Origin of the sequence: Nostoc sp. DedQUE12b (assembly GCF_034530835.1) — a bacterium.
Classification (GTDB): domain Bacteria; phylum Cyanobacteriota; class Cyanobacteriia; order Cyanobacteriales; family Nostocaceae; genus Nostoc.
The window spans coordinates 18,538-33,552 of sequence record NZ_JAVRCI010000046.1 but is presented as its reverse complement, the minus strand read 5'-3'; the positions used below and the strand labels follow the sequence as shown (position 1 = coordinate 33,552).

The window sequence follows — 15,015 nt, the reverse complement described above, 5'->3', positions numbered from 1 at the left end:
CTATATTAGTTTTTATTCACTTACTCAGCCAAGATTATCGTTTTGTTGACCCTGAACGTCATAAACTTTGGAAAACTTTGTTTTTAGGATAGAAGAAGGGCTGGGCATAGTTAGAACAGGGGCGATGTCTAAGTGGATGTCTGAAATGGTTATAAGGTTGAGAAACTATGGCAAACAGTTCTCTATTTATAACCACCCCAGAAACAAACAACGCTCGCGATCGCCAGCAAAATCGGTATTGCGCTAGTGCAACTTAAATGCTCATTAGCTAATAAGTTTTTTCGTAAATCCACGCAACCGGATTAACACTGGCTTTGCCCAATTTCCACCTAGCAAATCGTGCAGCAGAATATAAAAACAGGGGATGATAAACAATGTCAGCATCGTTGCGATCGCCATCCCAAAGAAAACTACAATCCCTAAAGGCTGCAAAAACTCAGAACCTTCGCCAATACCTAATGCCAAAGGAAATAGTCCCAAAATAGTGGTGACTGTGGTCATGATAATTGGGCGCAAGCGTTGAGGAGCAGCTTTCATAATCGCAATTTGGCGAGTACAACCAAGTTCATCCCGAATTTGGTTTGCCAGTTCTACCATTAGAATTCCTGCGTTGACCACAATTCCTACCAGCAGGACGACACCAACAATTACAGTTGCGCCAATTGCAGTTTGGGTAATGTAAAGTCCAAAAAGTCCCCCAGCTAAGGCTAGTGGTACGGTGAACATAATTACCAATGGGTCAATCAGCGAATTGTATTGTACCGCCATAACTACAAAGATTAAGAACGTCGCCAACGCTCCCAAAGTTTTTAAAGCATCCTGAAGTTGCTGATTAGTTTCTTGGGCAGAACTAGGCACAATTGAAACGCCATCAGGTAAGTCTACATCTTGGAGTACCTGGTTGACTTCTGCGATCGCTTCACCAAGACTAGCTCCCTCGCTCAGATTTCCTGCCACAATAAAAGCTTGGCGCTGATTAATCCGTTGCACCTCACCAGGCGCTTGACCTTCTTGAATGTTCGCAACATCTGAAAGACGGATTAGTTGATTATTTTCTGTAAATAGCGGTAATTGCTCTAGTTGGGAAGGACGCTGAATCGCTTCTTTATTTAGCTGCACCCGCACATCAACTAAACGATTACCGCGTTGAATTTGTGTTGGAACTGAACCTTCAATTGCTGTTTGAACTGTTGCACCAATTTGTTGAGCGCTCAACCCTAAAGCTGAAACCCGTTCCCAGTCGGGGCGAATTTGGATTTCTGGTTGTCGGGGGTCGGCATCTGGCCGGAATGTCGCTAATTTTGCCCTTTCCTGCAATGCTTGCAGCACTTGTGCGCCTGCTTGCGTTAAGTTTTCTTCATTCTCACCTTGCAGAATCACATCAACTTCTGACCCTTGCACTGGAGAATTACTCAAGATTAAACCCCGTACCTGACCAGGATTGAGGCGCAGCAAAATTCCTGCTAAGTTGAGTTTGTTAAATTCTTGAGTTACTTTTTTGACGAAAGCTTCGACATCTGTGCCTGGTTTTAGATTGATAGTGCTGCTGGCACGTAAAGGATTCTCTGTAGTATTGCTACCAAACAAAGTACCACCCACAGTTGTGAAAGCAGACTGGGTTTCTGGTTGTTTGAGCAAAATGTCATCGACAATTTGCATAACTTTTTCAGAAGTTGCTAAAGGTGTACCGGGAGGAAACTGCGCTCTCAAGGTAGCTTGACCAGTACTGATGCGGGGTAAAATTTCTTGGGGAATTTGACCAAACATAAAGAAGCTGCTGCCGCCTAAAATTCCCAAAGCAGCGATAACGACGAGGAGTCGATAGCGTAAAACCTTGGTTAAGAAGTTACCGTATCCTCGCGTAGCATCTTCAAATCGGTGATTAAATTGTCTAAGCAGCCAAAATTCGCTGATTCGACTAGACCAGCGAATTCCCAAGAGTCGAGAAGACAGCATTGGTACTACTGTGATGGCGACGACAAGGGATGCTGCAACTGCGAAGCTAATTGTCAGAATCAACTCATTAAATAGCAGTGCAATAAAGCCGCCAATTAAAAGGAATGGCACTACGGAGACTAAGTTAGCACCTGTAGCAGCAACTAAAGCAGATTCTACTTCTTGGGAAGCATTAATGGCACTATCAATAAAGAATCTTGAATTTCTCCTCTGCCCCTCTGCCTCGATCTCTTTTTGATTGGGAGTCATCCCCGCTTTTTCAGAAATGTTCTCCAAAATCACAACCGATGTATCAATTGCTTGACCGACTCCTAATGTCAGACCTGCCAAACTGAATACATTCAAAGTCAGGCCAAATATTCTCATCAAAGCGATCGCCGCCAGAGTACACAGCGGAATCGTCAAACTGATAATAAATGTTTGCCTGAACGATCCCAAAAATAACAACACTGCTGCGGCTGCTAACAATGCCCCAGAAATCCCCGAAAAGATGACATCATTTAAAGAATTACGGATGAAGACAGATTCATCTGTGGTGGGACTCAAAGTCATGTCTGCTGGAATTAAACCTGATTGCCGTAATTGTTCAATTCGCCGCTTAACAGCATCTACAACTGTGATTGTGTTGGCTTCAGGCTGCTTTTGAATTGAAAATTTCACCGCAGGTTGGCGATTTAAGTAAACAAATACTCGCTGTTCTTCTGTATCATCAATTACCTCTGCAAAGTCTCGCAAGTAGACGCGGCGGGAAGGTGCAGGAGTAGTAGTGGAAGTGGTAGTGGTAGTGCTATTACTGGTATTAGTGGTATTAGCACTAGCAGGAGAAGAAACTTCTAAAGAAAGGTTTTCAATTTCCTTGGCATTTTGGAAGCGTCCGACAGTCCGAGTCAATGGCTCAGAGTTTTGCCCCAGAATCCGACCACCAGAAGTATCTTGGTTACGGGCTGTTAATTCATCTAAGACATCATTTAACCCGACACCCAAAGCTTGCAATCGGTTTAAGTCAACAAGCACCCGTACTTCTTCTTCAGCACCGCCAGATACGTCAACAGAAGCGACTCCCGGTACTACACTGAGTTCACGCGTTAACTCTTCATCAGCAAATACGCGTAAATCTTTACCTGGCAAAGAAGCAGATGTCAATGCCAATTCATAAACCGGCAATTGAGAAGGATCGACTTTAAATAAGCGCGGCTCCTCTATCGTATCTGGCAGTTGTCCTCGGTTTCGGTTAAAAGCAGCAGTAGCATCGTTTAGGGCTTGGTCAATATCGCCCCCTGGTTGGAAGTATAAATCGAGGCTCACTTGTCCTTCACGGGTGCGCGAAAAAACTTGGACTACATTCTCGGTTGCCCGTAAAGCTTCTTCTAAAGGTCTAGTGATTTCATCTACTGCTACTTCTGGTGAAATACCAGGGGCTTCTAGCCGGACGCCAATTCGCGGATAGGTAATAGCCGGTAGCAGATCGACTTGGATCGTGGTGAGAAAAAATACCCCAATGACAATTACTGCCACGGTGAGCATGAGTGTGCCAATGTGTTGGCGGATAGCGATCGCACTAAGGCTAAATCCGCCACTGCCACTATTATTATTTGCCTGTTGCATGATACTAAGTGATAAGTGCTAAGTGCTGGCTACTGAGTACTTTTTTCATTAATATGGTGGTTACTCCCCACCCTACTATTGCTTTTCTGAAAGAATTGAAAGACTTACAGTATCACCTTCTTTTAACGGCTTACCACTACGAACAACATAGCGCTCTCCCGCTTGTAAGCCGGATAAAATTTCCACTTTGCCATCAGCTTTTTGTCCTAAGGTGACAGCACGTGTCGCTACTTTCGTCTTACCATCTGTGTCTTTCACCACAAATAGCGTCCCTGCTCGGTTTTCTTGCTCTTTCGCTGCTGCCTTTGCTGCCCCTGCTTGTTTTTGAATAGCTGTTTGCGGTACTACTACCCGCTGTTGAGTCTGGTTTTCAAAGTTGACTCGCGCCAGTAGTCCGCTGCCAATCTTACCCTGATTGTTGGGAATCACTACCTCTATAGGTATCAAGCGAGCTGTGGCATCGGCATCTGGGGAAATGCGCGTAACTCTGCCAATTAACGCTTCTTTGGGGAAGGCATCTAAACGGACTTGTACAGACTGCCCAACCTGAATTTGTGCTAGTTCTAATTCGGAAACTTGCACAACGACTTTGACACGGTTAAAATCACCAATTTTTAAGACTTCGCTACCTGCTTGCAAAAGATTGCCTGGTTCTGTCACCTTTTCTGTGACTACGCCAGTGATGGGAGATGTCAGCCGAGTGTAAGACCTCCGCTCTTTGGTTTGAGCAACCAATGCCTGTTGGGCCAATACTCTACCTTGGGCCGCAGCAACAGCTTGCTGTTCTGTACGCATCTGCTCTTGAGCTGCCCGTAGTGCCTGGGCTGCTGTTTGCGCCTGGGTACGCGCTTGTTGGGCAGTTTGTTCAGCGATCGCTCCGGCTTTAAATAGATTCTGTTGCCGTTGTGAGTCTGCCTGAGCTTGCACCACTTCTAGCCGCGCCCGCTCAACGTCTGCACGGGCATTGCTTACCTGATTGGTTGCCCTAGCTACTTCTGATTTAAGGGCTGCTAGTTCTGCTTCTGCTTGCTTTAATTCGGTCATAAGTATGGCATCATCTAACCGCCCGACGTTTTGCCCAAGCTTTACCCTATCGCCTACATCTAGGTTCAAAGCCAACAACCGGGCTTCTACTTGCGATCGCAATGATACAATCCGAAACGGTGTTGTATTACCTGTATATTCTAGTGATTTTTGCAGCAAATCAGTTCGAGCGATCGCCACATCTACAGGTGTTGCACCACTGCCTTTCCTACTAGCGCGACTCTGGGATTGTGCATCTGCTGATTCTTTGGGCAACGAGCCGCAACTTGCCGTCAGCAGCCCTATACCTAGCAAACAAGAAATAAATAAACTTCTTACAGAGGTAGAGGAAAGTAAGTAATTTTCTTTTTTACCTTTTTCACCTGTTGCACTAGTGCTGTTTGCAAGAAGTCTACTCTTTAAATCTGCGTAGGCCCAGCCCGCACTTCGGCTGCGCCCTTCTCTACGAGAGGCTGCGCCAACGGCTACGCTCAGGACAGGCTCAGTGACCACCCCAGGCATAACTACCTCAGTTTTCGCAACTGAATTTAACTGGATATTAATGAGCTGGTTGGCGGCTACCGGATCTGTTATTTTCACCTGCTTGTGCGGCTTATTCATATCCAAAATCATTTATTTTTCTCTTATTGGGGAGCTTTTGGGGTTAACAGCCGTGTTTTACCAAGTAATTTTGAGAGATATCATTAACGAAAAACGGCGAGAATTCATAAGCTGTCTTACACTAAATTTCTGTATCAGAAATTACTGTTTTCCCATAAAAATCCAAAACTTCTCACCGCTCTACTTCTTACGCAGAGGTAGAAAATCTTCTTGCAGATAATAAATTATAAACAAAGTATAAATATTTGTCAGTTTTCTGAAATCTACCCATAGGGGAAACCTGGGTTTTTCTAAAGAAGATATGAAACTTTTTGTCCCACATCCTAAGATGGGCGGTATTACAAGAATTACCCTTGTTTTTGCATCTCACTTTTTATTCTCGCATAAATACTCGTAATTACAGTACTTTATTTCTTGTTAAGAATGTTAAAGAATTATTGCTTTTTTAAGTTTATATATAATGTACTGGAGAACACTATTTTTTACTCCCCTTGCGTAATATGGCAAAAACAGGGCGATAAGTACCATAGCAACAACAGCAAGAATGAAGTTTTTTGCCAGATATATATTTGCATTGGGTGAGGAAGGTAAAGCGTGACATCATTGCTCAGAATCGTACAAACCACTAATGAATCCCAGATTTCCGAATTTTTCCAAGAATCAGAGGGGAAGTGGCAATCGCAACGACGCTACTACACCCTACCGGAGGGAAAAACTAAAGAGATCGAGTAGCCTCACCCGTTTTTAGACCAGCCAACATCTAGCTATTAACCACTTATATAACTTTTTATAACAGTTTTTCAAACTTTTACCCAGAAATTTGCCTCCTATGTCATCATGGGAAGTGAAATGAGAATTAATTCGGCGACAGTGTTTGTTTTTAGTATTGACAGGCTTTTTCCTTTTGGTATTACAGACTTCTCTCCGAAATCTAAATCTCTACAAACTTATGATTTTGGAGACATTTGATGTCAATTTACGTTGGTAACCTCTCCTATGATGTTACACAAGATGCGCTGAGTGCTGTATTTGCAGAATATGGTGCTGTAAAGCGTGTTCAACTACCCACAGACCGTGAAACAGGTCGTTTACGCGGCTTTGCTTTCGTGGAAATGAGTTCAGAAGATGAAGAAGCAAAAGCCATTGAAGCTCTTGATGGTGCTGAATGGCTTGGTCGTGACCTTAAGGTAAATAAAGCCAAGCCCAAAGAAGACAGAAGTGGTGGTTCCTTTGGGAACCGTGGTGGTGGCGGCGGCTACAACCGCAGCAACAACCGCTACTAACTTGAATTGAATTTAGAAAAGGCTCAAGCAGGAATGCTTGAGCCTTTTTTATGCGAAACTTTGATTCTAAATAATTTTGGCCAATTATTCATCATACTGCACTGATGATTCTCTAACCAAAGTGCCCTGATGAAAGATCATTTTCCATTGATCGTTGTTTAATTTCCAGATGGAACTTCGCAACGAATGAACAGGTTGTTTGCCAGATATATTTCTGACTATACGATAAGTTACTAAAACAACCCCTGTAGCTAAAACTAACGTTTTGAATTCTGTTATCAATCTTTGAGTCAGAGGTTGGATGGATTCATTCTGCAAGCTCTCGATAATTTGCTGTTTATTAAAAACACGCCCTGAGCTTCCGAATTCAATGAACTCCTCAGCAAGTAAATCCATGATATCTTTCGCTGACTTTCGTACATCGGGTTGAAGCAAACGCTCCTCCAATTCACGAAAAAGTGATTCTTCTAAATAGTCTGCGTTCATATGTGTTCTGAAGACTAATTGGATAGTGGCAGATATGATTAGGCGATCGCTTTGAACTTTGATTTTTATACGATCGCACGCACCCTTGAGCAAGTTAATAAAAAAACCCGCTGATTGGTAGGGATTCCAGCGGGGTTAAATAATACAGTTATCTTTTCAGAGAAACCAACACTAAACTTGATTATAGAGCTACTAGAAACTTTTACGACTAATAGTAACTATTTATAAGTGTTTATGAACTAGTTTTTTAGCATGATGCTTGTGATGTTTCGTATGATGAACTTTAGCAGATTTTACGCTAGGATGATGGATAGTTTGAGCTTGAGCTTGAGATGCAAAAGCGGTTACAGGTGCAGCAAAAATTAGAGCCAAAATTAAAGCTTTAGCGAACTTATTCACTTGAAAAATCCTCATTAGGTAATCAACAATTTAACTATCCAATAGACGTATGTCATCAGTTTGTAATTGATATGAATCTTTCATGTCTATTTTTACATTCGTCAAATATAGGATTTACTCGGTTAAGGCAAGAGACGCGATGAATCGCTGTCTCGACAATCTGGAATTCTCATCAAAAAAAAGCTTAACTGAATCGTATGGGCTTACGTGGAATACTTGGCTAAAAAATACTTGCTGATATTTCAATCTTAAATGTAACAATCTGGACATCATTCAAATAACTGTAATTTGGCTATAATACCGGGGTTAATTTTGATTAGGAAATGCTGAGAGCCATCAATTCTTCTGCTACGTCAAAGTTAGCTGTGACATTTTGCACGTCATCTAGGCCTTCTAGAGTATCAATTAACTTGAAAAGCGATCGCGCCTGATCGGAATCGGTAACTTCTACACTATTACTAGGAATCCAGCGCAATTCGGCATCAGTCACCTTAAAGCCTTGATTTTTGAGTGTCTGACTAAGGGTTTCTAAATTTCCAATATCAGTAAAAACCTCAGCCATCTCATCTTCAGTCATTTCATAAGACTCGGCACCACCTTCGAGGGATGCTTCTAAAAGCTGTTCTTCGTCAACTACACCCTGTACTACACAAACACCTTTTTGTTCAAACATCCAGCTAACGCAACCTGTTTCACCAAGATTACCACCATTTTTACTAAAAGCTACACGCAAGTCAGCAGCAGTGCGATTGCGATTATCTGTGAGGGCTTCGATTAAAATCGCTACACCACCAGGGCCATAACCTTCGTAACGAATCGCTTCAAAGGTAGCACTATCGCCGCCAAAAGTGCCTGCACCTTTAGCGATCGCTCGTTCAATATTATCATTAGGAATACTCGCTGCCTTTGCCTTGTCAATTGCCGTGCGAAGTTGAAAATTCAGCGCCGGATCTGGGACGCCGCTTCTAGCCGCAACGATAATCGCCCTGGATAACTGAGTGAAGGTTTTTCCCCTTTTTGCATCTACTACCGCTTTCTGGCGCTTAATATTTGCCCATTTACTATGTCCTGCCATAATTTGAGATGATCGTAACTCTATTTAAGATTAGGATATACCTAGCTTTTGTCTCAATGCAAAGGTGCATTTCGTAAAACACCAACAGAATCACTCCAAGCAACCCAGCAGCAGTGAGATTTGATTTTTAAATGAGATGGGGAATGATGTAGTTTAATTACTTGCCGCATCCCGTTTAGATCGCAAAAGGTTCAAGTTCCGTGTTATGCCACTCTTGTTCAACCCGTTCAGTAATCAACGGTCTGATGATAAACTTGGGCGGGCTACCATCCAGAACATCAATCCGCACACATGAATAAGGCAGTCGGTTCTGGAAATTGTAGTTATGACGGCCCACAAATAGCGTTGAATCTGCAACTTTCCGAGTGGGTTTACCTGCAATATCAGCAAAAGTTTCCATCAATTCAGTCCCTTCTCGCCGTTGATAACGGGGACGATGACCGCTCCCACCAGAGATAATGCAGTTAATGTGAGAATCAGCAAATCCGGTGTCAGTTGTGCAAAGATGCTCTAAACAGTGAGCGTGGCCGTTTAAAATCAAATCGACTATGGGGCGTTCTTTTATTAAAGTACCAAGAGTTTCTGCTACTTGTTCAAACACCCAGCGCAAACGGTGGCGAACCGCCAAGGTTTGTGCTTGATTCCACTTGGTAGCTTCTGTGACGTAGGGAGGATGGTGGAAAAAGATTACACGTCCGCGCACCTCCGAGGTGTTCCAAGATTCGATTAGTCTGCTTCGCAACCATTCAAGTTGTTCAAAATCGATCGCAGGCATTTGATGAGATGCTAGTTGTTTTTCAATGTCAATTTTGATTTCGTTTATTTGGTCTAATTTGGCACTAAGGTCATCAAGTTGTTCCGCTTCCGTGGGTTTATCTGGGTTGAGGCGATCGCATATTTTCAAAATCTCCAATTCTTCTCGATCTATTTCCTGGCGACGCTTTTGTAATTCCCGACGGTAAATTTCCCCTTCTTTCGTTGCAGGTAAAGGTGATGGTGTATTAAAGGTATTAGAATCTAGTGCAAAAAAGTCAATCCCGCCGTAACGAAAGGTGTAATAGCGATTGGGTAAACGAGTAAAATGTCCAGGTTGATAACGCAAACATCGCCCTGTATCGGTCTTAGCAGTGTAGTGCCGATCTAAATGACGTTCTAACTCTTGTGGAGACATCGCCTGGGTATAGTCCATAAATGCTCGTGCATAAGCATTACCTTGATACGATCCATGCCAACCAATCTCGATGTCTTTGTAGCGGAACAAGCGACGTAGTGACGATGTTGTGCCAGTAAATAAACGGTAAATTAACGGCACATCGTAGTAATCATGATTACCAAGTACTGGCAAGAATGGTAGATTAAACACCATCCGATCGTAAGGAATGCTGTTCGGGTTGTTGCCACCGACAAGAAATTCCCGGTAAGGCTCAATAAAGTTTGTTGAATAATACTCTTGGGAACCCACTACATAGATTACATCACCAGTGTGCAACACAAAGCTGCAATCATCGCGGTGAGTCAGCATCAGTTCGGCAACCTTTCGTTGGGGGTGTTGTCGATAATGGGATTGAGTACCAGAATCACCAATAACCATAAAGGAAAATTCTGGATTATCCTGCCTGCGATCGTCAATAACTAGACTGGTTTGGTCAATTCCCCGTTGCACAAAACTTGGATGCATCCACCGCACCCGTTCCTTCATCTTTTGAATTTTCACAGGAATCGGTGGATCGGAAATCAATTTCATGGCTGATAACTCTTGAATGCCTAACGCACACGCCAATTGTAACGAAATATTTAATTGTCATTAGTCATTAGTCATTTGTCATCTGTAAATAATTAATGTCTCATACCCAATTTCCAAATCCTTACGGCAAATTTTCTCGCAGTAATGCTCGAAAGCCTGCTTGTTGAAAATGCTCATCAGCGGTTAGTGCTTCAGTGATTCCACTATATTGCATGACAATAAAAGATACGCAATCGACAAATCCCCATTCTTTCTCTGTTTGTTCTCGATATAGCTCGAAAGCACGTTCGTAGAGTTCTTGGGAAAGGGGGACAATTTCTACTTTGGAGTCTGCTACTAGAGAATTTAACAATATGATTGCAGCCTGACGATAAGGTTGTTGGGATAAGGCATTGCCAATTTCCAACATCACCGCCTGTGTTGTCACCAAACGAGTTTCTGCTGCTTGTAACATTTTAGCCAGATGTAAGGCTCGGTCATGCAAGCGATCGCTCGGTGCAGATAAGGCAATGGCAAATGATGTATCCAGAAAGACTTCAGAATGCATGAAAAGTTTATTTACTGTACAAATATTTATCTATATTGGCAGACCAGTCAGCCGGCCCTTCGAGGTTGAGCGATCGCGCCGTTTGCAGAAATGATACCGTTTCATGTTCGCTTGGCGGTAAAATTTCAATACTGATTCGCACGCGAGTATTAATTGGCAGTGCGATCGGTTCAGCCGGATAGAACACTTTGCCATTAAACACAGCTGTGATTTTTTCTACCATTTTCCTTAGAAAGTTGTTCTAGTCTATCCTAAGCTGGTTGTGGTGATACGGGTAGGGTAGACGACCGTAGAAGTAGTGAAGATACGTATATTTCTTTTACAAATTATCTCGATTTTTCAAAATTGCCTAAATCACCAACTGAATCACACCCCACTGTCCATTTGTCAACCAAGAAGAGTCAGATTTTGCTACCTTCTCAATAACTTCTGGTTTTAAACCAACTGCTACTTCTGACTTGAGGGTGCGTAGAGCTACCATTGGCACGGGTAGGTAACAAACTATATCTGCAATGTCAGTGGTAAGATCCCAGTGGCGATCGCCTAATAATCGACGATAATTAGCATCTCCTTTGACTATAACCAAACTCGCATTGGCTAACTCATTTTTGAGGTAGTTGGGTATTTCCCAAAAGGCTAAAGGCGATGTCCAAAAGTAATCTTCAGATAGTACTAAATGCCCTGATGCAATATTGTCTTGCAGTCTTTGGGTAAAGGATGTAAGTTGTTGATTTCCAGTAGCGGCTAAAAAACTTATTGTGTAATGTACATCCTTAATCATGGCATCAGATACAAAAGTCGGATGTGGCTTTAAGTGTAGGTAAACCCGATTCGCCAATCCGCTACTTAACAAAAAATCTACTAAACATAAATCACAAAAAAGTTCAAAACCAGCATTGTCTACAACAAAATCAATCCGTCCCCCTTGAGAGTTGGTTAACAATTCTGTGACTTGGGAGGCATCATTTACTAAAATGTGAGCTAGTTGGGTTTGAATATCAAAACGACTGCGATCGCTCTCGGATGCTGACCATAAACTCAAGTCAACTCGATTTCCCCACAAAGCAAAATATAACAGCGCTATTAAAGCTGTTTGATTTAATTCTCCTTTCACTGGGGAACTATTTAACCAATTGTTAGCCCGCTCGCACAGTAGAACAATCGAATCCAGAGATGCTTCTAAACTTTGAGACTTTTGTAACTCAAATGGATCGACACCTTGCGATACATCAGGGCGAAAATAATTAGTAATTTCTAGAATTAACCGAAAAAAATAAGTTTCGGCAAAAAACCAAGGAATATCTAGCCAACGCTGATCTTTGTATAATTCTAAATATGTGTTCCAGGCTGAAAAATCTACAGCAGTCTTATTTAAAAGAGGTTGCACATATCCAGCTGGCAATTCTGTAGCCAAGTTTTCTAAGCTGGTATTAATTTCAGAGGAGAAATTATTTTCAGCAATAACTTTGCGAGCGATCGCAGGCATTCGTTGAGTAACTGTATACTCAGCAAAAGAACTAACTTCTGACCCCAAAAGAGACGGTGGTATGGGTAATTTGGGGATATGGGATATATTCGCCACCAACTTTTCTTATCCTCATGTTTTTAGTTATTCTAACCCTGTGTGCAACTTTCTCTCAAACCTAATCAACTCAGCAGCAGGATAAATCAAGCGATGGCTCATTTTCAAATGCTTTTCAGACTAAGCTTTAACCTTATTCCTCTTTCCTTACGAGAGTATAATCTATAATGCTTATGGGATAATGGTTTTAGCAAAACATTGACTCCAAGCATACTATTAGAAAATAAAGCTTCTTTGTTCGAGATAGCTTGGCAACCGTAGCTAATATTTGGTCGGCTTGTGGTGATAGTGTAAACATGCGGGTAAATGCTTCGATGCGTGCTAGTGGTATTGGGATAGCCACCATTGACTCTTTTGATCTTGCTCACCGTGGCTTAGTTTATCACCTCAAATATCACCGCTGCCTTTAACTAACTACTAATTCGTGATTTTCAAACGTTTCACCATACCAATTAGTAAAATGCTAAATAGACAATGCTGTAGAAGTACAGTATTGATGTGCTTCTACAGCATGATTTAAATAGATTTGGGAAATGCAGAGATCGATTTCAGCACTCCAGACGACTTAGTTATGCTGTAAATCCGTTAGGAACTTGACAAGCCTAAATTGTCTATTGTGAATCATTAATATCGCCAAATGATGTCATCTGTAACTCGACTGCATTGACGTAACCTCGATCGTTCAAAACTTCCGCTGGTAACTTATTAGCCCTGATAGCAGCTTGAACCACATCTTTTGCAGTCAAGTATCCGGTTTGGTATTTGAATAACAAAGTGCCTCCACTGGGAATACCCTGCTCTTTTAAATAACCTTGATAAGCTAAAAAGGCAATATTAAAGGGTTGCAGATATTTAGTATCTGTAGGATTTTTGCGTAAAGTATTAGAGTTGGCATCTGTATTTATTTGTCCACCACCATCGTTACTATTAACTGTTTGAGCGCTAGCAATTCCAGGTATCAAAGTTATAGAAGTAATGATAAGTGCAGAATTGAGCAAACTTGGTAATTTCATGAGTTTATCCTTGGTAGAAATTAATTAGTATTTTCAAGTAATAGAATCTTCTTTTGTAGCAATTTAAGCTCTTGTGATTAGGTCATCATATTTATTGATTTATTAATCATAAATTTGCGTAAAGTAATATCCTCAAAGCTTGAGAGATAAGCTTTGAAGTAAATTACCATAGCTTCATAAGAGACTATTTTGTAAACAAAACTGTAATTGATAAAATGATATAGACTACACCTCAAAAGCCCAGATGTAACTTAGCTCATTCAAAATTACCAAAACCCATCATGTAATAGGCAATAGAAGCAGTATCAAAAGGTTTGAGAAAATTGGGATTTGTGGAATAACTAGGGGAAGTATCAGAGTTGACATCTGTATTTATTGATGGGCTATTGTGATTTTTGCTTTGATGAAAGTAAGTGATTTTGGACATAGAGTTAATCCAAGCAATAATATGTGCAGAATTTAGCGAGTTTGTGAATTTCATAGAGTTATCCTCAATTAGAACAAAGTGCAATTGCAATCAGTATTCTCTAAAAATAGAGTCCACTGTTTTTTTAATCTCAACCTTTTAGGATCAGTTGATGGGTTGATTTATTAATTACCTAAACGCGTTAGTCAAATTCACCCAAATCGGATAAATTGAACATTCAAAGAAGGCTTAGTCAGAACTTAAAAGAGTCAAAGATACGCTAAATAAACTCCTTGCCTCACAAGTATTTCTAGAATATGCCTTAGCTTAGTTCGCACTTCTCTACGAGACGCTGCGCGTAGCTTGCTTCCACGTTCGGGTAGCGTGCCGTAGGCAAGTGGTACGACAAAGCCGACTGCGCTCAGTACAAGTCAGTGAACACCGCAGGCATCGCTTACTCACATATCTAGAGATTTTTTACTTGAGGCTATCAACCGAAATATAACTTTGTTTTGGCTAATAAACTTTCCATACCAATATGTTAGAAAATCTTGATGATGGAAGCAAATGCTTTTAATTTTCAAATTGATAAGTAAAAGTGATTGTAATTAATATCAAAGGGAAATCCTGTAACTCATTGCCTCTTCATGACTTCTCAATACTTCTCGGTTAAAGGGAAAAGGGGAAAGGGAAAAGGGAAAGAAAAAACCTTTAACCCTTACCCTTTACCCTTTACCCCAAACCCGATTCTGAGTTAAAAATGCTTAACCGAGAAGTATTGCATGACTTCTGAACTATTTTGCAGCGTTACAGGTTCCAGAAATTCACTACAAATAAGCTGATAGTGTAAAAATGTTATATGTATAGTTTATTTACAAAGTCATTTATGCCGAAAGCAATTTGGAATGGAGCTACTTTAGCCGAGAGTGATAATACTGTAGTTGTGGAGGGCAACCATTATTTCCCTGTTGACGCCATTAACAAGCAGTACTTTACTGAAAGTAACACCCACACTACTTGTGCTTGGAAAGGTGTTGCCAGTTACTACAGTATCAAAGTTGATGGGCAAATCAATAAAGATGCTGCTTGGTATTATCCCACCGCCAAGGAGAAGGCTAAGAATATTGAAGGTTATGTGGCTTTCTGGAAGGGTGTAAAAGTTGAGGCTTAATAAAGGTTCCTGGAATTATTTTAGTTTCAGGTAATTGATATTATGTTTGACTAATTGCACATAAAATAATTAGCCCGCACAAACGGGCTAATTATTTAAACTAT

13 protein-coding genes and 2 pseudogenes are annotated in these 15,015 nt (G+C 41.3%); 4 read left to right on the top strand and 11 right to left on the bottom strand.

Annotation, left to right across the window (positions count from 1 at the left end):
• Positions 1 to 264 precede the first annotated feature (264 nt).
• Complete coding sequence (locus RMY16_RS21090) at positions 265 to 3,561, bottom strand: efflux RND transporter permease subunit (RefSeq protein WP_322738042.1); 3,297 nt, start codon at positions 3,559 to 3,561, stop codon at positions 265 to 267.
• Between the two features lie 75 nt (positions 3,562 to 3,636).
• A complete protein-coding gene (locus tag RMY16_RS21085) occupies positions 3,637 to 5,205 on the bottom strand; it encodes an efflux RND transporter periplasmic adaptor subunit (protein WP_322738041.1) in 1,569 nt (522 codons plus the stop codon).
• A gap of 594 nt (positions 5,206 to 5,799) precedes the next feature.
• On the opposite strand from RMY16_RS21085, the pseudogene RMY16_RS21080 reads away from it, so the two are divergent.
• Together RMY16_RS21080 and RMY16_RS21075 are read left to right on the top strand one after the other, a co-directional pair.
• A pseudogene (locus RMY16_RS21080) lies at positions 5,800 to 5,931 on the top strand (phycobiliprotein lyase); the annotation flags it as partial.
• A 242-nt stretch (positions 5,932 to 6,173) separates the two neighbouring features.
• The gene (locus tag RMY16_RS21075; protein WP_194041514.1) at positions 6,174 to 6,488 is read left to right on the top strand and encodes an RNA recognition motif domain-containing protein; all 315 of its coding nucleotides are present in this window, start codon (positions 6,174 to 6,176) and stop codon (positions 6,486 to 6,488) included.
• A gap of 84 nt (positions 6,489 to 6,572) precedes the next feature.
• Here the strand turns inward: RMY16_RS21075 and RMY16_RS21070 are convergent, their stop codons facing one another.
• The 7 genes from RMY16_RS21070 to RMY16_RS21040 form a co-directional block, all read right to left on the bottom strand.
• Positions 6,573 to 6,974: a nuclear transport factor 2 family protein gene (locus tag RMY16_RS21070; RefSeq protein ID WP_322738040.1), complete on the bottom strand. Its 402-nt coding sequence runs from the start codon at positions 6,972 to 6,974 to the stop codon at positions 6,573 to 6,575.
• Positions 6,975 to 7,196: 222 nt separating this feature from the next.
• On the bottom strand, positions 7,197 to 7,373 hold the full coding sequence (locus RMY16_RS21065) for a hypothetical protein (RefSeq protein WP_322738039.1): 177 nt from the start codon (positions 7,371 to 7,373) through the stop codon (positions 7,197 to 7,199).
• 316 nt (positions 7,374 to 7,689) lie between these two features.
• Entirely contained in the window at positions 7,690 to 8,448 is a 759-nt protein-coding gene (locus tag RMY16_RS21060; RefSeq protein ID WP_322738038.1) for a YebC/PmpR family DNA-binding transcriptional regulator, read from the bottom strand.
• A 175-nt stretch (positions 8,449 to 8,623) separates the two neighbouring features.
• Positions 8,624 to 10,192, bottom strand: coding sequence for a metallophosphoesterase (locus tag RMY16_RS21055; protein WP_322738037.1), 1,569 nt, complete (start codon positions 10,190 to 10,192; stop codon positions 8,624 to 8,626).
• Positions 10,193 to 10,313: 121 nt separating this feature from the next.
• Complete coding sequence (locus RMY16_RS21050) at positions 10,314 to 10,739, bottom strand: type II toxin-antitoxin system VapC family toxin (RefSeq protein ID WP_229462944.1); 426 nt, start codon at positions 10,737 to 10,739, stop codon at positions 10,314 to 10,316.
• 7 nt (positions 10,740 to 10,746) lie between these two features.
• Positions 10,747 to 10,962: a hypothetical protein gene (locus RMY16_RS21045; RefSeq protein ID WP_292746820.1), complete on the bottom strand. Its 216-nt coding sequence runs from the start codon at positions 10,960 to 10,962 to the stop codon at positions 10,747 to 10,749.
• Between the two features lie 126 nt (positions 10,963 to 11,088).
• Positions 11,089 to 12,321 (bottom strand): damage-control phosphatase ARMT1 family protein, encoded by a 1,233-nt coding sequence (locus tag RMY16_RS21040; protein ID WP_322738036.1) that lies wholly within the window; start codon positions 12,319 to 12,321, stop codon positions 11,089 to 11,091.
• Positions 12,322 to 12,557: 236 nt separating this feature from the next.
• On the opposite strand from RMY16_RS21040, the pseudogene RMY16_RS21035 reads away from it, so the two are divergent.
• A pseudogene (locus RMY16_RS21035) lies at positions 12,558 to 12,731 on the top strand (DUF4360 domain-containing protein); the annotation flags it as partial.
• 201 nt (positions 12,732 to 12,932) lie between these two features.
• Here RMY16_RS21035 and RMY16_RS21030 read toward each other — a convergent pair.
• Entirely contained in the window at positions 12,933 to 13,334 is a 402-nt protein-coding gene (locus tag RMY16_RS21030) for a hypothetical protein (protein ID WP_322738035.1), read from the bottom strand.
• 256 nt (positions 13,335 to 13,590) lie between these two features.
• Positions 13,591 to 13,815 carry a hypothetical protein gene (locus tag RMY16_RS21025; RefSeq protein WP_322738034.1) on the bottom strand — a complete coding sequence of 75 codons (225 nt, stop codon included), beginning with the start codon at positions 13,813 to 13,815 and terminating at the stop codon, positions 13,591 to 13,593.
• Positions 13,816 to 14,626: 811 nt separating this feature from the next.
• Here RMY16_RS21025 and RMY16_RS21020 point away from each other — a divergent pair.
• On the top strand, positions 14,627 to 14,911 hold the full coding sequence (locus RMY16_RS21020; protein ID WP_322738033.1) for a DUF427 domain-containing protein: 285 nt from the start codon (positions 14,627 to 14,629) through the stop codon (positions 14,909 to 14,911).
• Positions 14,912 to 15,015 lie beyond the last annotated feature (104 nt).